Source organism: Sporosarcina sp. FSL K6-2383 (assembly GCF_038618305.1).
Classification (GTDB): domain Bacteria; phylum Bacillota; class Bacilli; order Bacillales_A; family Planococcaceae; genus Sporosarcina.
The window spans coordinates 50,037-70,801 of sequence record NZ_CP152017.1 but is presented as its reverse complement, the minus strand read 5'-3'; the positions used below and the strand labels follow the sequence as shown (position 1 = coordinate 70,801).

Here is a 20,765-nt window from a genome sequence, read left to right as displayed (position 1 = left end):
TATCTCAATTCATTGAGGTGGGGTTTATTTTTAGTTTGTTAACGATTGAAACTTCTTACGTCCTTCATCCGTAAAAGAAGATAAGGATAGAAGGGGTTGAGGATATGTCGGTTCGTGAGTTTACTGTAAATATTTCGCCAGCATTGGCGATGAATGCGATTGAAGCGTACATAATGAAAGAAGATGCCACTGGGACGCTTATTGACTGGTATGTAAGGTTGGTTGGAGAGCATGAAGTCCATGTCCTCATTATGGAGAAGTATTATATGCGTACTAGCAACCGGGCATCGCTGACAGTGACGATTGATAATTTTGGTGGAGATACAAAAGTCCATGCAGTGGCATCGGGCGGTTCAGCGAGCCCTTTTCTTCGCATCGATTGGGGAGCGGAGAAAGATTTTGTGAACAGTGTTGAAGCGGCTTTAGGAACTTCGATTATTTAAAGAGTATAAAGTCTTTCCTTTAGGGGGAAGGCTTTTTTGAACATCTAGAAAGAAATAATAAGGGGGTGTTCTGATGTTCCGTATTCCTGAATCGATTGCAACACTCGGCAAAGAGCGAATCGCGGGTTTTCCAGTGGAGGGGTTTATTTATGGAGAAGGTCCGCAAAAACCGGAGCTGATGCTGATTGGGGAAGCACCGGGGGAGTTTGAACTGGTTGATGGCATTCCGTTTATTGGTCGTGCAGGGAAGGAATTGATGAAATCACTCGCATCGATTGGCTTGTCGCGTGAGGATGTCTACATTACAAGTGCGGTTCGCAGCAGACCGTATAGATGGGGAACGAAAAAGGAACGCGATGGTACGACAACGGAACGGAAATATAACCGTCCACCAACGATGAAAGAGATTGTGGCACATGCGCCCGTACTCGATTATGAATTGGCGAATATTGAGCCGAAGCTGATTGTCACGCTTGGTAACGTAGGATTACAGCGATTGCTAGGCAAGGAAGCTAAGGTGACAGAGCTACATGGACAACTACTAGAACGCCCCATCCAGTATTTGAATGAACTCGAAGATACGACGTTCAACTGGACGCAGCGAACGTATACAATTGTACCGACCTTCCATCCAGCGTCCATTTTTTATAGACCGTCACATCGCCCAGCATTGGACGCGGACTGGTTGGCGATTGGGCATCGATTGAGCGAAATGAGGTAATTAAAATGAGTAAGAGGAAAGTGGAGGGAGATTACGATTTACACACCCATTGAGAGATCATTTTTTCAAGCACCTGTCTTAGAGTTGGCAAAAAATTTACTTGGGCAGTGTATCGTCCATGAGCAACCAGATGGATTACTTGTGGCCCGTATTGTCGAAACCGAGGCGTATCATGGACCAGAAGATCAGGCGGCGCACAGCTTTGGTAATCGTCGGACGAAGCGGACGGATGTGATGTTTGAAGAGGCGGGGCTTGTTTACACGTATAGAATGCATACACATACGCTTATTAATGTGGTCAGTGCTCCGATTGGTACGCCGCATGCGATTTTAATCCGCGCGGTTGAGCCGGTTGAAGGACTTGAGCAGATGAAAGAAAATCGTGGTGTTCATTTGAAGATACATGATTGGACGAATGGACCGGGAAAACTGACGAAAGCGCTGGGCATCACGATGGATTATTACGGTCATCATTGGTCTGAAAGGCCGCTATTTATTGCTGAAGGTCCCGGAGTTGGAGAGATAGTGGCGGGTCCACGTGTGGGCATTGGTAATTCAGGTGAGGCGGTCCATTACCCGTGGCGTTTTTATGAGAAGGACAATCCATTTGTGTCGAAATATCGTGCGTGATAAAGTGCTTTGTGACTATATGAAGAACTTCCTGTGAAGGTTGTCGCCATTTGTCGAACGTTGTGGTTGTAATTGCCCGATATAGGATGGTTTAATAGAGTGAGTTAAGCCTCGGATAAATGCTATATGTTTTGAATTATGTTGGGGCGTAATTGTGCAAAGGAAGGATGACGTAGTTTGCTTCACTATCGAACTATCGAAAAGAACCCAACTGCCCCTTGGGTGACATTCATACACGGTGCGGGCGGTAGCTCTTCTGTGTGGTTTAAGCAGATTCGAGAATTTAGAAAAGGGCATAATGTTTTGCTGATTGACTTGCGTGGTCACGGTAAATCAGAGCGCGACCAATGGCAAAAAGGGGATACTTTTGCGGATGTCTCGAAAGAAGTGATTGATGTGTTGGATGACGTCGGAATCGAGAAGTCGCATATCATTGGTATGTCTTTAGGTACAATCGTTGCGCAAACAATTGCAGATCGTTTCCCTGAGCGTGTGAAATCGCTGATTCTTGGCGGAGCGATTATTCGCTTTGATATTCGGACGAAAATATTACTATGGGTTGGGCGTGCTTCTAAGCGCTTTGTACCTTATATGTTCATTTATAAAATATTTGCCTATATTATCATGCCGCTTAAAAAGCATGAAGAATCGCGTTTAGCGTTCGTCAATGAGGCGAAGAAGATGTGCCAGAAGGAATTCGTTAAATGGATGTCCCTAACGAGTCTCATTAATCCCTATTTGACACGCTTACAGGTCTCAACAAATGCGATTCCGACATTGTTTTTAATGGGTGATGAGGATTATTTATTCATCCCACCGATTGAGGAAGTAGTACGACGTAACGAAGGATTTGAATTTATCAAGATAAAAAAGTCTGGACATGTCTGCAATATTGACCAACCAGATTTGTTCAATCAGTTTTCGATTGACTATATTGCGAAAATTGAACAGAAAAACGCCGTCATCCAATTTGGGTGACGGCGTTTTCTAACTGTAATATTATGCGTTTACCAATTCGAGTTGAACGGCTGGACCGAAAAATTCGAAGTGAACTTTTTCTTTTGGCATTCCAAGCTCATATAAACCTTGGATAACCGCTTGCATGAATGGTGTGGGCCCACAGACGTAAATGTCACTGCCATCCAAAACATTAGCAGCTAAGAATTCGCGGTCGATGAAGCCATCACCTTCCTCAGAGTAAAGAGTAGCGTAAGTTGAGTTGGCTAAGGACTCATTCAGTTTTTGTAGAACACTGTCGAATGCCTGATGTTTACGTGAACGTGCCGAGTGTAAAAAGGCAACGTGGCGGTCTGAATTCGTTTTAGCAATCGTGTCGTACATGCTCATCATTGGTGTGATGCCGACACCACCGCTAATAAGTGTGACGGGATTATTACTATCCATATCGAGGTGGAAGTCACCAGCGGGCACACTGACTTCGACTATATCGCCAATAGCTGTCTTATTATGAAGGAAGATGGATGCTTTACCATTTGGGATGAACTCGTCTTCACGCTTCACAGAGATGCGGTAAAGGTCACCCGTTGCAGCTTGTGATAAGCTATATTGGCGGTTCACTGTGTATTCTTCGCCTGGGATATTTAGGCGTACTGAAATATATTGACCTGGTTTGTAAGACGGTAATGGCTGACCGTCTGCTGGTTTTAAGTAGAAGGATGTAATGACATCACTTTCAACGACTTTGTCTGCAATGATGAAGTCTTTGAATGTTTCCCAACCGCCATCTGTTTGTTTAGCTTGATCATACATGTCTTTTTCAATGCTAATAAATGCATCTGCGATGACACCATAAGCTTCACCCCATGCGGCAATGATTTCTGATGTAGCTGCATCGCCCAGTACTTCTTTAATGGCACCTAATAGGTGGTAGCCGACGATTGGATAATGTTCTTCTTTGATGCCAAGTGATTTATGTTTGTGGGCAATTTGGACAACAGCTGGTAAAATAGCTGCAAGGTTATCGATATTGGCAGCGGCAGCGTAAACTGTATTGGCAAGGGCTGTTTGCTGACGACCCTGTGACTGGTTTGCATGGTTGAAAATATTTAGTAGTTCAGGATGTTTTTCGAACATATTTTTATAGAAAACGGTTGTAATTGTTGTACCATGTTGTTCCAATACAGGGACTGTTGATTTTATAATTTTGATTGTCTCTTGAGATAGCATATGATAATACACAACCTTTCTTGTTTGTTAATTTCACAATAAAGGATATAAAAATGTAAAGCTATATAAAATATACTTCTTTTAGAGAAGTTAGAAAGTTAGCCACATTTTCTTCACTCAAACGTCACAAGTGGTATACTATTAGGTAGAAAGTATGGTGAAATGATGCGTTTAACAATGTATACAGATTTTTCCTTGCGTGTTCTAATATATCTTGGGACAAAGGGATTTGGAGAAAAAGCGACAGTGCAGGAAATTTCAGATAGATATGGTATTTCCAAAAATCATTTAACAAAAGTAGCTCATGAGCTTGGAAAAATGGGATTGATTGAGACGATTCGGGGACGTGGTGGTGGAATTCGTCTGAAAGTTGCGCCTGAACTAATTAGTGTCGGAGAGCTTGTTAGAAAGACGGAGGATGACTTCCAAATCGTGGAGTGCTTTAACTCGGAGTCGAATAGTTGTATACTATCTCCGGCGTGTCGCTTGAAGGATGCACTACGTGAAGCGCTTGTTGCCTATTTTGCAGTACTGGATGGTTACACGCTTGCCGATTTCATTGTCAATAAAGATGAGTTGAACGAGATATTATTTGGTCGGTCTTTGTGATAAAATTAAAGCGAATATAAGGAAAAGTAGGGGGCAAGTTTAATGGGAAAAGTTTTAGTGTTTGGACATAAAAACCCTGATACGGATTCAATTACTGCAGCAATCAGTTATGCATATTTGAAGCAGCAGTTGGGAATGGATGCAGAGGCTGTTCGTCTTGGTGTAGTGACGAATGAGACGGCGTATGCGCTGGATTATTTCGGTTTTGAAGCACCACGTTTGATTGACAAGGCAGCGCCAGATGCTGCACAGGTGATTCTTGTTGACCATAATGAAAAACAACAAAGTGTGGACGATTTGGATGATGTGCAGGTGATTGAAGTTGTTGACCACCATCGCATTGCTAACTTTGCAACGAGTGATCCGCTGTATTACCGTGCAGAGCCAGTCGGCTGTACAGCAACAATTTTGAATAAGTTGTATAAGGAAAATGGTGTAGCTATTCCGAAAGAGATTGCTGGACTAATGCTATCCGCCATTATTTCGGATTCGTTGCTATTTAAATCGCCAACATTTACAGAAGAAGACCGTGTAGCAGCTAACGAATTGACCGCGATTGCTGGTGTAGATGCGCAGGAATATGGACTAGCTATGTTGAAGGCTGGTGCAGATTTAAGCGATAAAACGCTTGAAGACCTGATTGAAATGGATGCAAAAGAATTTTCGTTTGGCGATGTGAAAATTGAAATTGCGCAAGTGAATGCCATTGATATTAATGATGTTATGGACCGTCAGGCTGAATTGGAAGAGCTGTTGAATGGCGTGATTGCGAAGAAAGAGCTCGATTTATTCTTATTCGTTGTGACGGACATTTTGAATAATGATTCGGTTGTTTTGGCACTTGGTAAAGAGGCTGCGCGAGCAAGCGCTGCATTCAATGTCGAGCTGGTCAATAATACGGCAACGTTGCAAGGCGTCGTTTCACGCAAGAAACAGATTGTACCAGTATTGACAGATGCATTGAAATGAGTTGATAAGGGGTATGCCTAGGTTATCTGGGTGTACTCCTTTTTTTCTTCTGGATTTGGAGAGGGTTGGTAATTTTCCACCGTTGAATGTGCTAGCCGCCGTCTCAATTCGCGGAAGGACGCGAACGGTGCCGGTGACTGGTGGTTTTCTTACAGTATGGCGGGTTGCCCATACAGTTTGCGGAATTGCCATTAGAGTTCGGCATATTGGCCTTACAGTTTCGATTTGCCATTAAAGTTTGGCAGATTGCCCTTACAGTTTACAGATTCGCCATTAGAGTTCAGCAAATTGGCCTTACAGTTTCGATTTGCCATTCGAGTTTGGCGGATTGCCCTTACAGTTTGCGGAATTGCCATTAGAGTTCAGCAAATTGGCCTTACAGTTTCGATTCGCCATTAAAGTTTGGCAGATTGCCCTTACAGTTTACAGATTCGCCATTAGAGTTCAGCAAATTGCCCTTACAGTTCCCCAATTTAGCCTATCAGTAAGCATATTCATTGTTGCCTTCTTTGATTGAACTTAAAATAGAGTTAGGAAAGGTGTGTATGTGAAAATGAAAATTGAAATTTGGTCGGATTATGTATGTCCGTTTTGTTATATTGGCAAGCGGAGATTTGAAGAGGCGTTGAAGGAAACAGGTCTAGGGGAAAATGCAGAGGTTATTTTCAAGGCGTTTGAGTTGGATCCGAACTCGCCGGCCACATCAGAAAGCACAATGCAGGAAGTACTTGCAGGGAAATACGGAACAAGTGTGGAAGAAGCGAAGAAGATGACGGATAATGTAGTGGTTCAAGCGAAAACAGTTGGATTGAACTACGATTACGACAAAATAAAGCCAGCTAACACATTTAATGCACACCGCCTTGCGAAACTTGCTGAGCAACAAGGCCTTGGAGCACAAACATCAGAACGATTTCTGAAAGCGTATTTCATTGATGCCGAGAAAATCGGTACAGAGGATGTCTTACTTCGACTTGCAGAGGAAGTAGGGATTTCCCGTGACCGGGCGCAGCAAGTGCTCGATTCTGACGAGTTTGCGGCAGATGTGAAGGCGGATATTGCAGAAGCCGGGCAAATTGGCGTGCAAGGCGTACCATTTTTCGTCATTAACCGTAAATATGCCATTTCAGGCGCACAACCTGCAGAAGCATTTGCAGAGGCGCTTCGCAAAGTAGCGGAAGAAGAAGGCATTCAACCAAGCCTTAAAGTGTTGGGCGCTGATGGAGAAGGTCTATGCACGGATGATGGCTGCAGTATTTAACTTAGTGTAGTCGGTTGAATGAATTATAAAAAAACGGGGTAAATACGATAAACGTATTTGCCTCGTTTTCACATTTGACCAATAATCGCGAAGAAGAACATCACAAACAAAATCCCGAATAAGATAGAGCTAACGGATATGTACTTCAAAAAACTTTTTTCTTTTTTTAATAAAGCAATAATACCAAGTATTACCCCGATAATGTAAATCATAAAACCAGTAAAAACAATACCCCAAAGGCCGAAGTATTCAATGTTCAATGGAGGGAAAGGCATGATTGTGATGAAGATGCCGATACAAACTAGTGTGAATGAAATCGTACTATAATTTCTTTTCATTGCTATTCAACCTCCTTAATTATTGCCTGGCTCCTTTTTACCGATTTGATAGCCCAGAAAAACACCAATAATTATGGTTATTAAGTATCCCGACTCGAAATCCTTAGTAATTAAACGAATGACTAACCAAGCAAAAACAGTCCCGGCAATTAAAAAAATCAAGTTTTTAGACATTGATAATCCTCCTTTTCGGTTTAGTGCTCCTCAACTTTGCCCATTAATAATCCGTTACAATGAAAAAATATTACTCATATGCAATATTTCTCCTAATCAAATTATACTTTGGAATCTAATGGTAACATATTCATTCTCCAAGCGCCGAGCGTTGTTAGTAAGAGTTTTTATTTTTGGCCAATAAAAAAACGCCCCAAAGTAATCGTAATTACTTTGGAGCGTTCTTCAAATTATTGAGCTGGGTTTACTTGTAGGTCGATTGAAATTTTAATGTCGTCTCCTACAAGAACGCCACCTGCTTCAAGTGTTTGGTTCCATGTAAGACCGAATTCTTTTCTTGAAACTTTTCCATCAACTTCGAAAGCTGCAACATCAACGCCCCAAGGATTTTTCCCTGTACCTTCGTAAGTAGCTTCAAACGTAACTTTTTTCGTTACATCTTTGATTGTCATATCACCTGTGATATCGTACTCGTTGCCGCCTTTTTTCGCGATATCTGTTGAAACGAATGTGATGCTTGGGTACGTTTCTGTATCAAAGAAATCTCCTGAACGAAGGTGGTTGTCTCGGTCCTCACTGTTTGTACTGATAGATGAAGCGTCGATTTTGAAATCGATTTTTGCACCTGTTAAATCTTCAGGATTACCTTCAAGCGCTCCTTCAACAGCTCCGAAGCTACCTTTTACTTTTGAAACCATCATATGCTTTACTGTGAAACCAATACTCGTGTGTGATGCGTCTACTATCCATTTTGTCATTATTGAAACTTCCTTTCTAAAATAAGATCTGTTCTTACTATAAATCCTGTATACCTTGAAGTCAAGATAAGAATCTTGAATTTAAGATATATTTTTAATTTTCCTCTAAAATGCACGATCACTGTTAATGAAATTGCTTGTCAAAAGAAAAAAATCCAAGCATACTATGAAATGAGCCAACGATGAATTTAGCTCATTTATAAGTAATAAGATGACTTAATAAAGTCTACCCGGCGCAGTAAAGTTTCAAACCTTGGTTAGGTTGTGGCGGCAGATATCTTATAACGCCGCATATTGTGTACGATTGATTGAAGGGATTGAATGTTGATGTCGAAGCATCAATGGTTTGAGGAGTTACAAAATGAAATGACACAAGGTACATTACTCGTAGATGAATTGCTTTGTAAATATACGATGACAAAACTAGGAGGCACGGCAGACCTGCTAGTCATTCCTACAACAATTGAAGAAACTGCCGCAACGGTGCGCTATGCCTACGAACGTGAAATTCCATTATTGTTACTAGGTAATGGGTCCAATATGGTTGTGAGAGATGGCGGTGTCAGAGGGATTGTTCTGCATTTGGCGAAGCTCAATGCAATTCAGATTGAAGGAACGCACGTCCATGCAGAAGCGGGTGCACTCATTATTGACGTGTCTAAGCGCACTGCAGCATCGAGTTTGACAGGTATTGAGTTTGCCTGCGGTATCCCAGGTTCTATAGGGGGGGCTATGGCGATGAATGCTGGCGCATACGGTGGAGAAATTAAAGATATTATTGTGCAAGCAACGGTGTTAACGAAGTCTGGACAGCAGCTGGTTTTGTCAAAAGAGGAATTAGAGCTCGGGTATCGTCAAAGTATTATCGCCAAAGAAGGCTATTATGTACTTTCCGCTGATTTCCAATTAGCAGTAGGAGAACAAGAGGTTATTGATGCCAAAGTGGCTGATTTAACATTTCAGCGTGAGTCAAAGCAGCCGCTTGAATATCCATCAGCTGGAAGTGTCTTTAAACGACCACCAGGCTATTTTGCAGGGAAACTGATCCAAGACTGTGGTCTGCAAGGAAAAGGGATTGGCGGTGCTGAGGTGTCATTGAAGCACGCTGGTTTCATTATTAATAAAAACAATGCGACGGCTTCTGATTACATTCAAACGATTGATATGGTGAAAGCAGAAGTGAAAAAGAAGTTTGATGTGGATTTGGAGCTTGAAGTGAAAATTATTGGTGAAGAATAATAAAAAGCACTCGAACGTCTGGCGCCTAGACAAGAAAAAGAAAAGCGGAAAGTCCATGAATCTGGACTTTCCGCTTTTCTTTTATTTCTCAACCTTACAGGTAAACAGTGAAGGATCGGTCACTTGATCATCTGTAATATGCACTTGGCACATTTTGTTGTTGCTCATAAATTTGAATAGCCCATTATTGAAATCCGTTCCGATTTCCTTAAAGAAGATACCCTCAAAACGAGCTTCTTTTGATAGTGTGAAACAGACGCGGAAGCCGTCGTCGTCCTCCATTAAGTAAGCGCGCACTCCTTTTTCAAACATGCCATCAATTTCTTCCTTGATAGCACGATCGACAGAGACGACGTGGAAATCTACAAATGCGATTTCGCGTAACAGAACGTTCATGAACGAACCTTTTGTGATTTCTTCCCACCGACTTTGTGCAGTCTGCCCAATAATGATTTGAGTAATGTTGTGTTGATGCGCTACTTCCTTAATGACTTTGGCAGAAGGACGTTTTTCATTATCACGAATAATGAATTCTTCAACTTCAAGCTCTTCGGCAAGCTCCTGCCAACGCTCGATGTAATCAGATTTTTCCGCATCAAATTCATCATATGGAAGCGGGTCAACCGTTAAAATATACAGTGGACAATCCATGATTGTTGCCATTTTATGTCCGCGTCTAATGAGACGTTCACCATTTGGACCGTAGTAGACACAAACGAGAATGCTCTCGTCCATACGACCTTTTACTTTGCCCATGACGGTAGTTCACCTCTTAAATGTTATTGTGTATTAAAATCCGTTTAGTTCACTTATAGTACTTAAATAAATGATGATTGAAAACCAAATTAGTATATATGAAAAATCGGACCTTGACAAGCTACTTACGTGTAAAATTGCTGCAAAGTGCGAAGTGTTTCGTTTTAGTGTATAATTTACCTTGGCTCAACAAATGTTTTTGTACTGAAAGCGAAAAATCCCAGCCCATATAAATATTGAAATCCCCTTAAATTTGGGTATCTTTAGCTACCTATTATGCCGTCTGTTACGACGAACGTCAAGTTTGCGCTATATATAAATCCATGTACGAAGTATGTGGTTTATCTCTACATAATTTGTTTCCCCTTTTTATCCTGTTGTTTTAGTATTGGAGGTTGTATTTTGACAATAACGATAGCAATTTTAATTCCATTTTTGGCAGCCATCCTCGTTCCATTTATTTATAAGAGGGTGCCAAGTCGAAATGTTGGGTGGTTTGTCCTGCTCGTTCCCCTTGCATTATTCATCGTGCTTGCTCGTTTTATTCCTGCGGTTTCCAGTGGTGAAACATATATACATACAATTAAGTGGATTGATTCTGCTGGCATTAATTTCACAACTTATCTTGATGGCCTAAGTATGATTTTTGGACTACTTATTACGGGAGTGGGAAGTCTTGTTATCCTTTACTCTATATATTATTTATCAGAACGAGAAGCGTTAGGGCGCTTTTATGTGTATCTTCTCATGTTCATGGGTTCGATGCTTGGGGTTATCTTTTCGGATAACTTAATGGTGCTGTACGTCTTTTGGGAATTGACAAGCATTTCGTCCTTCCTACTAATCGCGTTTTGGTACCACCGGAAAAAATCGCGTTATGGAGCCCAAAAGTCGATGCTGATCACGGTGTCGGGCGGGGTTGCCATGCTTGCTGGTTTTATCATGTTGCATACGCTGACGGGCTCGTTTAGTGTACGTGAGATTATCTCAACGATTGGCCAGTATACCGGCGAAAGCCTGTTCTTGCTAGCTATGCTCCTCGTACTGCTAGGTGCATTTACGAAATCCGCGCAGTTCCCATTCCATATTTGGTTACCGGATGCCATGGAAGCACCAACTCCAGTGAGTGCGTATTTGCACTCTGCGACAATGGTTAAGGCAGGAATTTACCTCGTTGCACGTTTTACACCTGTATTCGGCGGAGAAGCGATTTGGTTTTACACGGTTAGTTGTGTTGGTATTTTTACATTGTTCTGGGGTTCGTTCAATGCTGTACGGCAAACAGATTTGAAGGCGCTGCTTGCTTATTCGACAATTAGTCAATTGGGTTTGATCATGAGTCTCTTTGGTCTCGGCTCTGCCGCACTCAACGAAGGCTATAGTGCGGATTCCGTTATTTATACGCAGGCGACGTTTGCTGCGTTGTTCCACCTTATTAACCATTCTACCTTTAAGGGTGCATTATTTATGGTGGTCGGGATTGTCGACCATGAATTGGGGACACGAGATATTCGGAGACTCGGTGGATTGATGTCCTTCATGCCTGTCACGTTTACTATTGCCCTTATTGGAAGCTTTTCGATGGCTGGTTTACCGCCATTCAACGGTTTTTTGAGTAAGGAAATGTTTTTTGAATCGATGCTAAATGTGCGAAATCTTGATATTTTTGCTATGGGGACGTGGGGAACTTTATTCCCTGTCGTAGCGTGGATTGCGAGTGTATTGACGTTTGTGTATAGCATGATTATTGTATTCAAGACCTTCCTTGGTCAGCATCAGCCAGCTCGGTTGGATAGAGTGCCGCATGAAGCGCCTGTAGGTATGCTGATTGCACCGTCTATTCTTGCTGTATTTGTTATTGGGATTTTCTTTTTCCCTAATGTCATTGGTAATTATATATTACGCCCTGCAATGGCGGCGATCTATCCACCATTCGAAGGCGCAGAAGGCTTAGTTCCGTACATAGTTGCTTGGCATGGATTTAATTATATGCCTCTACTACTGACAATTGGTGTTGTCATTGTAGGGGGAGGGCTCTATTTATTCCTCCGTTATTGGCGAAGTGTTTATGAGATTGCACCATTTAGTTGGACGCTCGATAGGCTGTACAATGGGATTTTAGTACAAGCAGAAAAAGGTTCGTCTCATCTCACACGCTTTTATATGACTGGTTATTTACGGGACTATCTCGTTTATATTTTCGCGTTCTTCATCTTAGCTGTTGGGGGTAGCATGTTTGTGACGGGTACTTATTTATTTGACTTGTCTGGCGATGCCCCCATTACGATTAATGAGTACATTTTTGTATTTGTGATGATGGGAGCCGGAATTGCAATTATCTTCGCGAAATCTCGCATGACTGCAATTATCTTAAATGGAGTTCTTGGCTATTCCATCGCAATTTTCTTTGTTGTGTTTCGCGCACCAGACTTGGCCTTGACACAAATTATTGTTGAAACGGTTACGACGGCATTGTTTCTTCTTTGTTTCCGATTTTTACCGGAGTGGAAGAAAGAGAAAACAGCCCCATCTACAAAGGTCATCAACGCAATTATTGCTATTTCAGTAGGGACGATTGTCACAATACTTGCCTTAACTGTGCAAGGTAACAAAATGTTTGAATCGATTTCCGTCTACTTTGAAGATGCCTATGAGCTTGCAGGCGGAAAAAACATCGTCAATACGATATTAGGTGATTTCCGTGCATTCGATACCATGCTTGAGGTTGTAGTGCTTTTCATCGCTGGAATCGGTGTATATACGCTGATTAAATTGAAGGCGAGGAAGGGGGAGAAGGACGTTGAAGATCAATGATGTCATTTTAGAAACAGTGACAAGGATTGTTGTATTCATCATTTTGACGTTCGGAGTGGAGCTGTTCTTATCAGGGCATAACAATCCCGGAGGCGGTTTCATCGGTGGACTCGTCCTTTCTTCTGCGTTTGTCTTGCTTTATTTAGTCTATGATATCGAAACGGTTCAACAAGGGATTCCGTTTGACTATAAGAAAATTGCTGCGTTCGGTGTATTGTTAGCAGTTGGTACGGGCGTAGCGGCGGCGGTGTTCGGCGTACAGTTTTTGACGCAGACGGCCAGTCATTTTAATTTACCGGTGTTTGGAGATACGGAGCTGTCCACGGTTATTTTGTTTGAAGCAGGGGTGGCGCTAACAGTTGTTGGTGTTGTCGTAACGATTATTTTAAGTATTAGTGAGGATGTGTAGCGAATGGAAACGTTAATAACGATACTTGTTGGTGTTCTAGTTACCGTTGCGGTCTATTTGCTGCTGTCCCGTAATTTGGTTCGGGTGATTTTGGGAACTGCCATCCTATCTCATGCGGTACACTTACTATTGATGACGATGGGCGGGTTGAAGAAGGGCAGTGTTCCGATAATCGGGGAAGAGGCAGGGAATTATACGGATGCTTTACCACAGGCCTTAATTCTGACGGCGATTGTTATTAGTTTTGCGGTTACAGCATTTCTACTTGTTCTCGCTTATCGTACATACAAGGAAACTGGGTCAGATGATCTCAGTGTATTGAGAGGTACCGAAGATGAATAATATGATTGTTTTGCCAATGATTATCCCGATTTTAACAGGGGTTTTTCTGATTTTTCTCAGACCATACGTGAAGATTCAACGCGTTTTGAGTATCCTGTCTATCCTTGTGACCATAGGGGTTAGTATTTATATTTTGAATCGTATTCAGACGGATGGTATTTTACGCCTTGATTTCGGTGGCTGGTTACCGCCTTACGGTATTTTGTTTGTGGCAGATTCGTTCGCCATGCTACTCGTTGTTACGACTGCGATTATAACGGGTATATTATTGTTTTATGCATTCTCTTCAGTGAGTAAGTCGTTTGAAAGTATGTTTTTCTATCCGTTTGTCTTTTTCCTTATAGCGGGTGTGAATGGTTCATTTTTAACGGGAGACTTATTTAACTTATTTGTTTGTTTTGAAGTAATGCTATTATCCTCTTATGTACTTATTACACTTGGTGGACGAAAAGTTCAGCTTGTTGAGTCTATTAAATATGTGTCTATTAATGTGTTATCTTCGTGGTTTTTCCTTGTAGCGATTGCGTATTTATATGGCACGGTTGGAACACTGAATATGGCGCACTTATCGGTACGTGTTGCGGAAGTGGGACAGGGCCCATTATTGACAGTGATTAGCATTATCTTTTTAATCGTTTTTAGTTTGAAGGCAGGTTTATTACTGTATTTCTGGCTACCTGGTTCTTATAGCGCACCGCCTACTGTCATTGCAGCTTTGTTCGGTGCATTGCTGACAAAGGTTGGTATCTATGCGATGTTCCGCGTGTTTACGCTTATTTTTTATCATGAGCCTGGGATTACCCATACGTTGATTGGTGTGATGGCGGCTGTGACGCTGATTGGTGGTAGTATTGGCGCCATCGCTCATAATGATGTGCGGCAAATTGTTTCTTACAATGTGGTTATTGCTGTTGGATTTATCCTTGTAGGTCTTGCTATTTCAACGGAAGTTGCTATTCAAGGATCGATTTATTATTTAATTCATGACATGATTATTAAGGCGCTATTGTTCTTGATTGCAGGAACGATGATTTATTTGACAGGGACGGCAAGAATCGAGCAGATGAGTGGGCTCATTCGTAACTATCCGATTTTAGGGTGGCTATTTTTCATCACGATGCTGTCGCTTGCGGGGATTCCACCACTAAGTGGGTTTATCGGTAAAGTGTATATTGGTCAAGGAGCAATTGAAGCCGGATCGTTTGTGCTGCTAGCCATTGCGTTCATATCTAGTATTTTTGTCTTGTACTCGCTATTAAGAATCTTTATGAACTGTTTTTGGGGAGAGACAATTATTAACGAGGATGATGATGTGCCGCTGAAAAAAGGGATACTCATTCCATGTGTTGTGCTCGGTATATTGACGATTGCGCTCGGACTAGGGGCAGAGGGAATTGCTGTGTATGTCAGTGACGCTGCTCATACGCTGATGAATCCAGAAATCTATATTGAGGCAGTTCTCCAGGATTAACATGATTCAGCAGAAGTCTCCCACTTCTATAAGTGGCGGGATGAATGCTAGACATGCATTTAATTCAGTGGGGGTTCAAATCCCGGCTGAATCAAGTTAAGCCTCCGGCGGATGTCACAGATTTTGAAGGGAGTGAATTGCTCAAGCGCAATTCAAAATCTGGACGCAATTACGCCGAGGCGTAATTGATTAGAAAGAAGAGGTGAGGGGTGATGCCAGCCCAGTTACTATTGAACTTATTCATCGCATTTCTATGGATGACGCTGATGGATGAAGACGAACTACGATTTACGACTTTCTTTGCCGGTTTCCTAGTTGGAATTGGCATCATCTTTTTCATGCATCGCTTTTTTGGAACGCAATTTTATTTGCGCAGGCTATATGCGACAATTAAATTGCTGTTCATTTTCATATCGGAGTTGACACAGTCAAGTATTATCGTGTTAAAACAGATCTTAAGTCCGAGGCTGAAAATAAAGCCAGGGATATTTAAATATGAGACAGTGCTGAAAAGTGATGTGGAAGTGACAATGCTTTCTTTGTTGTTAACGTTGACACCGGGATCGGTTGTGATGGAAGTATCACCAGAAGGCAATGTGCTCTACATTCATGCGATGGACGTAGAGCAGTCGAAGGATGCGTTATTAACTCAGTTAGGCAATTTTGAAAAGGCGATTATGGAGGTGACCCGCTGATGATTGAAACAATGCTAACGATTGCACTTGTGTTATTCTCTACCACGATCGCGATTGCTGTCATTCGAATTATCCTGGGTCCATCCATGCCTGATCGTGTCATTGCACTCGACATGATTGGTGTGAATTTGATTGCGACGATTGCAGTTGTGTCTATTATGCTGAAAACGAAAGCTTTCCTCGAAGTTATTTTGATATTGGGGATTTTGTCGTTTATCGGGACGATTGCCTTCTCCAAATTTATTGAGAGGGGGGTTATCGTTGAGCGTAAACGAGATCGGTGAATTTATAGGTGCACTGCTTATTTTGACAGGCGGGATTGCGAGTGTCATTAGTGTATTTGGATTGATTCGTCTACCTGATGTGTATACGAGATCCCATGCAGCAACGAAAAGCTCGACACTGGCTGTGTTGTTGACGTTATCTGGAACCTTTTTGTATTTTTGGTTTAGTGAGCAGTTCATTAGTGTCCGTGTATTACTCGGGATTGTATTCGTATTTTTGACGGCTCCCGTTGCGGGGCATTTGATTATCCGAGCGGCGTATCGATCGAAAGTTAAACTAGCGGATATTTCTGTGGAGGACGCATTGTATGAAGTGCTGCATAAGGAAGAAGTGGAAGAGGACGAGACTGGCCGATGATGGCTAGCTCGTCCTTTTTTTGCTCACCAGGGATATTGAAAAAAGAAGGTATTCTATTGAGATAGTAGAATATTATATTAAAGAAAGAATCAAAGGGGTGTATAAATGGGAAAGAAGAGCAAGCGCATGGGGAAATGGTCGAAAGTGTTATTGTCGGTGTTTGGGGCACTGGTAGTGTTGGGCATTGTGGCATTGATAATTGTCAATTCGTACATAGGAAAATCAAAGCCATTGATTGAAGGAGAAGTTTTAACGAACTTTCTAGATACGGATGTCATTGTTGAGCGAGATTCGTTTGGAGTGCCACATATAACAGCAGAGTCGGATGCGGATTTGTACCGAGCACAGGGCTATGTGCAGGCGCAGGATCGTTTATTCCAAATGGACATGGCGCGTAGACAGGCAAGCGGACGCTTATCTGAAGTTGTTGGAGAGGCTGCAGTAGGGACAGATAAGAAGTTCCGTACCTTCAGTTTACGTGCAGCCGCAGAGGCATCCTATGATGGCTACGGGGAAGAAGCGAAAAAGGTACTTGGATGGTATGCGGAAGGCGTCAATGCATTTATCGAAAAGGCGCAGTGGGACGGGAATCTGCCGTATGAGTTCAAGATCCTTGGCTATCAGCCAGAACCGTGGACTGCAGTTGATTCATTAACGATTGGGAAATTCATGGCGTATGACCTTGGCGGGAACTGGGATAGCTTGGCTGTTCGTCACTGGGCGTTGAATAATTTCCCGGAAGATAAGGCGCGGGAGCTATTCATTACTTATCCTGACAATGCGGAGTCGATTATCGAAGCCAATATTGCCAATCCAGTTACGGTTGCTGGGCGATTTGACCCTAATCTTCAGCCGCCAGAATTCAATGGTAGTAACAACTGGGTCGTATCAGGTGATAAAACAGCATCAGGCTTACCATTGCTAGCGGATGATCCACACTTAGGACTTGATACACCATCGATTTGGTATCAGATGCATTTGAAGTCACCAGAGCAAAATGTAGGTGGTGTTATTTTTGCAGGTGTTCCAGGGATTATTCTTGGACATAACGAAGACGTTGCGTGGGGCGTGACGAATGTAGGGCCAGATGTACAGGATCTTTATATTGAAATACCGAATCCTGATGATCCGACACAATTTTTATATGACGATGAGTGGGAGCAGGCTGAGGTCCGGGATGAAACCATTTCCGTAAAAGGTGGAGAAGATGTACCGTTTGAAGTTGTGGTTACAAGACACGGACCGATTATCTCGGACATTTTGTATAAAGAAGAGGATCCGGGTGCGCTGTTTTCGATGCAGTGGACAGCGTTGGAGCCGACAAAAGAACTGGAAGCCATCTTAAATATGAACAAGGCGAAGGATTGGGAAGGGTTTGAAAAGGCGTTGGAGGATTTCAATGCACCTGCACAAAACTTTGTCTTCGCAGGGAAAGATGGCACGATTGCTTATAAAGCAAATGGTCGCATTCCAATTCGAAAAAAAGGGGATGCGCAGTTGCCGGTTCCGGGAGATTCATCTGATTACGGCTGGACTGGTTACGTGCCGTATGATGAATTGCCACGTGTTGTGAATCCGGAAGAAGGGTTTATTGCGACAGCGAATAATGAAATCATTGACGATTCTTACCCGTACCACATTACAAAAATGTGGGCACAGCCTTATCGTTATGAACGGATAGCGGAGGTTTTGCGTGAAGGAAACGACCTCACGCCGGAAGATATGATGAAATTGCAGATGGATCAGAAAAATATGTATGCGGGTGAATTTTTGGATGATTTGCTTGGCTCAGTTGAAGCACAAGATAGCGCCGGAACGTATAAGGAGATTGTGACGATGTTGCGTGAGTGGGATCAATTCGATTCCACAGATGCGGCGGCTCCACTTGTTTTCCATAAGTTGATGAAGCAATTGCCGATTGTGATGTTTAGTGAAGAGATGCCAGAGGATGTCTATCAGTTGTTACCAGGGAAAGGTTCGATTACTGACCAACTGTTGCGCGCAGCGTATGCAGGCGAGCCTGGGGCATGGGTAGAGCAGTATGGAGGCGTTGATGAGTGGGTGTTTGATTCCTTTGAACAGTCCGTGGAGGATATCGAGGAGTCGTTTGGCAAGAAGGTAGCGAGCTGGAAGTGGGGAGATTTCCATCAAGTAGAGTTCCCGCATGCGTTGTCAGGGGCTTCACCAATCTTTGAATATTTCTTGAATCCAAAGAAACAAGCGATTGGTGGATCGAATGTGACGGTTCAAGCAGCGGCATTCCAAGAGGATGGTACAGTGGATCATGGTGCGCCTTGGAGATTTGTTGCAGATCTCTCTGATTTATCGACAACGCATCATATTTTAGGACCGGGTCAAAGCGGTCATATGAAATCGCAATGGTTCCATAACCAAGTGGACGATTGGGTACAGGGCAATTATCATGAAACAGTGTTGCAGGGAGAAATTAAAGATGGTTCAACATTGCTATTGAAGGCAAAACGCTAAAATAACCTATTTATAGGGGGCTTTACATGTTGTTAATCATATTAGCAGTCATATTCATGCTATATGTAATATCTGTGCTATCAACGATTAGCCATCAACTAAAATTAATTGTAAAACATCTAGATATCAAAGAAAAAGAAGAGATAGTTATTAGTAGTGATGAAGAAATTGAAAAAGAATTAGAAGATGAATGGTCAAAATAAAAGCAGTCTATACGAAAAGAATCTAAACAAAAGTAAAACACCTCATGACCTCATAAGGTGTTTTACTTTTGTTTGCTTTAAAGAGACCACTTCTCCACAGTTCGTCCTTGCCGTCCATTTGTTGTTTCCGCATGGATCATCGATTGATAGACGGCTTCTTCTGTTGCTTCGATAACCCCTTGAAACAAATCATTCATGACGGGATGATCGTCCCGCAATAACTCGTATGCGACTGTCATTCCTTCACTAGTATGAGGAATTGTGAAAGCATTTGAAAAGGCAATGATAATATCTCCGCTACCGTTATGGATATGAGTCCCTGTTCGACCGAGTCCAATGGCTGCCCGTTTGGCCAAACGTTTTAGCTGTCGTTCATTGACGGGAGCATCTGTTGCCACAACAATGATAACCGAGCCGTCTGGCTTGCTGTTATTTGCTTCGGATTGTGGAGGAATATTTACGGTTCGTCCAAGCCAGTCCGCGATGTTGCACTCCCCAGACTTGCCGAAATTCGTCAGTGTCAACACACCGATTGTATAATTTTTCTCATCACATTGGACAATTCTTGAAGATGAACCAATGCCGCCTTTCATCCCAAAACAAATCATTCCTTTACCAGCCCCGACTGCCCCTTGCGCAAACGGTCCAACATCAGCATTTTGAATTGCCTCGATAGCGTGATGAGGTTTCACTTTCATCAACCGCATGGAATTCAAGTAACTATCATTGCATTCCCCGACAACGATATTCAACGAACTAGTCGAGTCGCCAATCGAGCGATTTTCTTCGAGAATATAGGCTAACGTACCTTCTAACACTGCTCCGACGCTAAACGTATTCGTTAGCATAATAGGGGATTCCATTACACCGAGCTCTTCGATTTGAATTAGCCCAGCAGTTTTGCCGAAGCCGTTTAATACAAAACTTGCAGACGGTACTTTTTGTTCAAATATATTTCCGCTATGCGGCAAAATCGCAGTGACGCCCGTGCAGGCATAATCATCATTAGGCAATTGTTCGTTAAGTGTTACATGTCCTACCTTTACGCCTGGTACATCTGTAATGCTATTCCATTTCCCGTGAATCATGCTTACCAACCCCTATTTAACAATCAATACCGGCGCCGTCACACGTTTGGCAACTTTATGGCTAACGCTTCCAAGCACCATTTCTTGAAATGAATTTAGACCGCGACTACCAACGATGACAAGATCGAAGTCATTGCTATTGGCGAAAATAACAATTGTTGGACCAGGCTCTCCGTGTTTAATAACAAGTTCATAGGTGACTTTACGCTGTTCGAACGCGTCTTTAATCGGAGCAAGTTGCTTCTTACGATCAATATGAAGATCATCGCTTCCAGCATTTTGGAGAACGTCGGACCGCGTTCGGTCATAGTCAAGAATGTACAGAACGTTAACAACCGCCCCTGGACTGAGAGAGGCAAGGTAGGCGGCGTGCTCAGCTGCACGTGTAGAGTTTGCTGAGCCATCAACTGCGACAAGTATTTTTTTATACATGTGAACTCCTCCTCACTTACTATATGGGATGCTATTCTGAAATATTCTGCATAACACTGTCGAAAACCTTCTTTTTAACGATGATTTTGTAGAACTT

Annotated in this window: 24 protein-coding genes; 17 read left to right on the top strand and 7 right to left on the bottom strand. The window is 42.5% G+C overall.

Translation table 11 applies throughout. From position 1 onward, the window contains the following. Window positions 1–104: 104 nt before the first annotated feature. The 4 genes from MKZ10_RS00405 to MKZ10_RS00390 all read left to right on the top strand — a co-directional run bounded on the left by MKZ10_RS00405 (window position 105) and on the right by MKZ10_RS00390 (window position 2,772). Complete coding sequence (locus tag MKZ10_RS00405; RefSeq protein WP_342506807.1) at window positions 105–443, top strand: DUF6054 family protein; 339 nt, start codon at window positions 105–107, stop codon at window positions 441–443. Between the two features lie 73 nt (window positions 444–516). Then, the gene (locus MKZ10_RS00400; protein ID WP_342506805.1) at window positions 517–1,164 is read left to right on the top strand and encodes a uracil-DNA glycosylase; all 648 of its coding nucleotides are present in this window, start codon (window positions 517–519) and stop codon (window positions 1,162–1,164) included. Between the two features lie 36 nt (window positions 1,165–1,200). Continuing rightward, complete coding sequence (locus tag MKZ10_RS00395; RefSeq protein WP_342510297.1) at window positions 1,201–1,794, top strand: DNA-3-methyladenine glycosylase; 594 nt, start codon at window positions 1,201–1,203, stop codon at window positions 1,792–1,794. A gap of 177 nt (window positions 1,795–1,971) precedes the next feature. Next, on the top strand, window positions 1,972–2,772 hold the full coding sequence (locus MKZ10_RS00390; RefSeq protein ID WP_342506803.1) for an alpha/beta hydrolase: 801 nt from the start codon (window positions 1,972–1,974) through the stop codon (window positions 2,770–2,772). 21 nt (window positions 2,773–2,793) lie between these two features. Here the strand turns inward: MKZ10_RS00390 and hmpA are convergent, their stop codons facing one another. Then, window positions 2,794–3,981 carry an NO-inducible flavohemoprotein gene (gene hmpA / locus MKZ10_RS00385; protein ID WP_342506801.1) on the bottom strand — a complete coding sequence of 396 codons (1,188 nt, stop codon included), beginning with the start codon at window positions 3,979–3,981 and terminating at the stop codon, window positions 2,794–2,796. Window positions 3,982–4,146: 165 nt separating this feature from the next. Here hmpA and MKZ10_RS00380 point away from each other — a divergent pair, with 165 nt between their 5' ends. The 3 genes from MKZ10_RS00380 to MKZ10_RS00370 all read left to right on the top strand — a co-directional run bounded on the left by MKZ10_RS00380 (window position 4,147) and on the right by MKZ10_RS00370 (window position 6,820). After that, on the top strand, window positions 4,147–4,590 hold the full coding sequence (locus MKZ10_RS00380) for an Rrf2 family transcriptional regulator (RefSeq protein ID WP_342510295.1): 444 nt from the start codon (window positions 4,147–4,149) through the stop codon (window positions 4,588–4,590). A 42-nt stretch (window positions 4,591–4,632) separates the two neighbouring features. Continuing rightward, window positions 4,633–5,559, top strand: coding sequence for a manganese-dependent inorganic pyrophosphatase (locus MKZ10_RS00375; protein ID WP_342506799.1), 927 nt, complete (start codon window positions 4,633–4,635; stop codon window positions 5,557–5,559). A 553-nt stretch (window positions 5,560–6,112) separates the two neighbouring features. Continuing rightward, on the top strand, window positions 6,113–6,820 hold the full coding sequence (locus tag MKZ10_RS00370) for a DsbA family oxidoreductase (RefSeq protein ID WP_342506797.1): 708 nt from the start codon (window positions 6,113–6,115) through the stop codon (window positions 6,818–6,820). Between the two features lie 68 nt (window positions 6,821–6,888). Here MKZ10_RS00370 and MKZ10_RS00365 read toward each other — a convergent pair whose 3' ends face one another. The 3 genes from MKZ10_RS00365 to MKZ10_RS00355 all read right to left on the bottom strand — a co-directional run bounded on the left by MKZ10_RS00365 (window position 6,889) and on the right by MKZ10_RS00355 (window position 8,090). Beyond that, window positions 6,889–7,158, bottom strand: coding sequence for a hypothetical protein (locus MKZ10_RS00365; RefSeq protein WP_342506795.1), 270 nt, complete (start codon window positions 7,156–7,158; stop codon window positions 6,889–6,891). Between the two features lie 15 nt (window positions 7,159–7,173). After that, the gene (locus tag MKZ10_RS00360; RefSeq protein ID WP_342506793.1) at window positions 7,174–7,332 is read right to left on the bottom strand and encodes a tRNA U-34 5-methylaminomethyl-2-thiouridine biosynthesis protein; all 159 of its coding nucleotides are present in this window, start codon (window positions 7,330–7,332) and stop codon (window positions 7,174–7,176) included. Window positions 7,333–7,562: 230 nt separating this feature from the next. Continuing rightward, window positions 7,563–8,090: a YceI family protein gene (locus tag MKZ10_RS00355; RefSeq protein ID WP_342506791.1), complete on the bottom strand. Its 528-nt coding sequence runs from the start codon at window positions 8,088–8,090 to the stop codon at window positions 7,563–7,565. A 327-nt stretch (window positions 8,091–8,417) separates the two neighbouring features. Here MKZ10_RS00355 and murB point away from each other — a divergent pair, with 327 nt between their 5' ends. Continuing rightward, window positions 8,418–9,329 carry a UDP-N-acetylmuramate dehydrogenase gene (murB, locus tag MKZ10_RS00350; protein ID WP_342506789.1) on the top strand — a complete coding sequence of 304 codons (912 nt, stop codon included), beginning with the start codon at window positions 8,418–8,420 and terminating at the stop codon, window positions 9,327–9,329. An 81-nt stretch (window positions 9,330–9,410) separates the two neighbouring features. Here murB and MKZ10_RS00345 read toward each other — a convergent pair whose 3' ends face one another. Then, entirely contained in the window at window positions 9,411–10,085 is a 675-nt protein-coding gene (locus MKZ10_RS00345; protein ID WP_342506787.1) for a universal stress protein, read from the bottom strand. 399 nt (window positions 10,086–10,484) lie between these two features. Here MKZ10_RS00345 and MKZ10_RS00340 point away from each other — a divergent pair, with 399 nt between their 5' ends. The 9 genes from MKZ10_RS00340 (at window position 10,485) to MKZ10_RS00300 (ending at window position 19,148) form a co-directional block, all read left to right on the top strand. Beyond that, a complete protein-coding gene (locus MKZ10_RS00340; protein ID WP_342510294.1) occupies window positions 10,485–12,899 on the top strand; it encodes a Na+/H+ antiporter subunit A in 2,415 nt (804 codons plus the stop codon). Continuing rightward, a complete protein-coding gene (locus tag MKZ10_RS00335) occupies window positions 12,886–13,308 on the top strand; it encodes a Na(+)/H(+) antiporter subunit B (RefSeq protein ID WP_342506785.1) in 423 nt (140 codons plus the stop codon). Before MKZ10_RS00340 ends, MKZ10_RS00335 begins: the two co-directional genes overlap by 14 nt. A gap of 3 nt (window positions 13,309–13,311) precedes the next feature. Then, window positions 13,312–13,650: a Na(+)/H(+) antiporter subunit C gene (locus MKZ10_RS00330; protein ID WP_342506783.1), complete on the top strand. Its 339-nt coding sequence runs from the start codon at window positions 13,312–13,314 to the stop codon at window positions 13,648–13,650. Next, complete coding sequence (locus MKZ10_RS00325) at window positions 13,643–15,121, top strand: Na+/H+ antiporter subunit D (RefSeq protein WP_342506781.1); 1,479 nt, start codon at window positions 13,643–13,645, stop codon at window positions 15,119–15,121. Before MKZ10_RS00330 ends, MKZ10_RS00325 begins: the two co-directional genes overlap by 8 nt. A 212-nt stretch (window positions 15,122–15,333) precedes the next feature. Further along, window positions 15,334–15,816 (top strand): Na+/H+ antiporter subunit E, encoded by a 483-nt coding sequence (locus tag MKZ10_RS00320; RefSeq protein WP_342506779.1) that lies wholly within the window; start codon window positions 15,334–15,336, stop codon window positions 15,814–15,816. Continuing rightward, window positions 15,816–16,100: a Na(+)/H(+) antiporter subunit F1 gene (locus tag MKZ10_RS00315; RefSeq protein WP_342506777.1), complete on the top strand. Its 285-nt coding sequence runs from the start codon at window positions 15,816–15,818 to the stop codon at window positions 16,098–16,100. The genes MKZ10_RS00320 and MKZ10_RS00315 overlap by 1 nt, the downstream gene beginning before the upstream one ends. After that, the gene (locus tag MKZ10_RS00310; RefSeq protein WP_342506775.1) at window positions 16,078–16,458 is read left to right on the top strand and encodes a Na+/H+ antiporter subunit G; all 381 of its coding nucleotides are present in this window, start codon (window positions 16,078–16,080) and stop codon (window positions 16,456–16,458) included. Before MKZ10_RS00315 ends, MKZ10_RS00310 begins: the two co-directional genes overlap by 23 nt. Window positions 16,459–16,563: 105 nt before the next feature. Continuing rightward, complete coding sequence (locus tag MKZ10_RS00305) at window positions 16,564–18,945, top strand: penicillin acylase family protein (protein WP_342506773.1); 2,382 nt, start codon at window positions 16,564–16,566, stop codon at window positions 18,943–18,945. A 26-nt stretch (window positions 18,946–18,971) separates the two neighbouring features. Next, window positions 18,972–19,148, top strand: coding sequence for a hypothetical protein (locus MKZ10_RS00300; protein ID WP_203248164.1), 177 nt, complete (start codon window positions 18,972–18,974; stop codon window positions 19,146–19,148). Between the two features lie 77 nt (window positions 19,149–19,225). On the opposite strand, the gene MKZ10_RS00295 is transcribed toward MKZ10_RS00300, so the two are convergent. Further along, entirely contained in the window at window positions 19,226–20,236 is a 1,011-nt protein-coding gene (locus MKZ10_RS00295; protein WP_342506770.1) for a P1 family peptidase, read from the bottom strand. A gap of 12 nt (window positions 20,237–20,248) precedes the next feature. Continuing rightward, a complete protein-coding gene (locus MKZ10_RS00290) occupies window positions 20,249–20,668 on the bottom strand; it encodes a universal stress protein (protein ID WP_342506768.1) in 420 nt (139 codons plus the stop codon). Window positions 20,669–20,765 lie beyond the last annotated feature (97 nt).

Excerpts from the sequence above, each read along its gene's own strand:
- MKZ10_RS00405 (WP_342506807.1), top strand. The coding sequence starts at position 105 with ATGTCGGTTCGTGAGTTTACTGTAAATATTTCGCCAGCATTGGCGATG.
- MKZ10_RS00400 (WP_342506805.1), top strand. The coding sequence starts at position 517 with ATGTTCCGTATTCCTGAATCGATTGCAACACTCGGCAAAGAGCGAATC.
- hmpA (WP_342506801.1), bottom strand. The coding sequence starts at position 3,981 with ATGCTATCTCAAGAGACAATCAAAATTATAAAATCAACAGTCCCTGTA.
- MKZ10_RS00380 (WP_342510295.1), top strand. The coding sequence starts at position 4,147 with ATGCGTTTAACAATGTATACAGATTTTTCCTTGCGTGTTCTAATATAT.
- MKZ10_RS00375 (WP_342506799.1), top strand. The coding sequence starts at position 4,633 with ATGGGAAAAGTTTTAGTGTTTGGACATAAAAACCCTGATACGGATTCA.
- MKZ10_RS00370 (WP_342506797.1), top strand. The coding sequence starts at position 6,113 with ATGAAAATTGAAATTTGGTCGGATTATGTATGTCCGTTTTGTTATATT.
- MKZ10_RS00365 (WP_342506795.1), bottom strand. The coding sequence starts at position 7,158 with ATGAAAAGAAATTATAGTACGATTTCATTCACACTAGTTTGTATCGGC.
- MKZ10_RS00360 (WP_342506793.1), bottom strand. The coding sequence starts at position 7,332 with ATGTCTAAAAACTTGATTTTTTTAATTGCCGGGACTGTTTTTGCTTGG.
- MKZ10_RS00355 (WP_342506791.1), bottom strand. The coding sequence starts at position 8,090 with ATGACAAAATGGATAGTAGACGCATCACACACGAGTATTGGTTTCACA.
- murB (WP_342506789.1), top strand. The coding sequence starts at position 8,418 with ATGTCGAAGCATCAATGGTTTGAGGAGTTACAAAATGAAATGACACAA.
- MKZ10_RS00345 (WP_342506787.1), bottom strand. The coding sequence starts at position 10,085 with ATGGGCAAAGTAAAAGGTCGTATGGACGAGAGCATTCTCGTTTGTGTC.
- MKZ10_RS00330 (WP_342506783.1), top strand. The coding sequence starts at position 13,312 with ATGGAAACGTTAATAACGATACTTGTTGGTGTTCTAGTTACCGTTGCG.
- MKZ10_RS00325 (WP_342506781.1), top strand. The coding sequence starts at position 13,643 with ATGAATAATATGATTGTTTTGCCAATGATTATCCCGATTTTAACAGGG.
- MKZ10_RS00320 (WP_342506779.1), top strand. The coding sequence starts at position 15,334 with ATGCCAGCCCAGTTACTATTGAACTTATTCATCGCATTTCTATGGATG.
- MKZ10_RS00315 (WP_342506777.1), top strand. The coding sequence starts at position 15,816 with ATGATTGAAACAATGCTAACGATTGCACTTGTGTTATTCTCTACCACG.
- MKZ10_RS00305 (WP_342506773.1), top strand. The coding sequence starts at position 16,564 with ATGGGAAAGAAGAGCAAGCGCATGGGGAAATGGTCGAAAGTGTTATTG.
- MKZ10_RS00300 (WP_203248164.1), top strand. The coding sequence starts at position 18,972 with ATGTTGTTAATCATATTAGCAGTCATATTCATGCTATATGTAATATCT.
- MKZ10_RS00295 (WP_342506770.1), bottom strand. The coding sequence starts at position 20,236 with ATGATTCACGGGAAATGGAATAGCATTACAGATGTACCAGGCGTAAAG.
- MKZ10_RS00290 (WP_342506768.1), bottom strand. The coding sequence starts at position 20,668 with ATGTATAAAAAAATACTTGTCGCAGTTGATGGCTCAGCAAACTCTACA.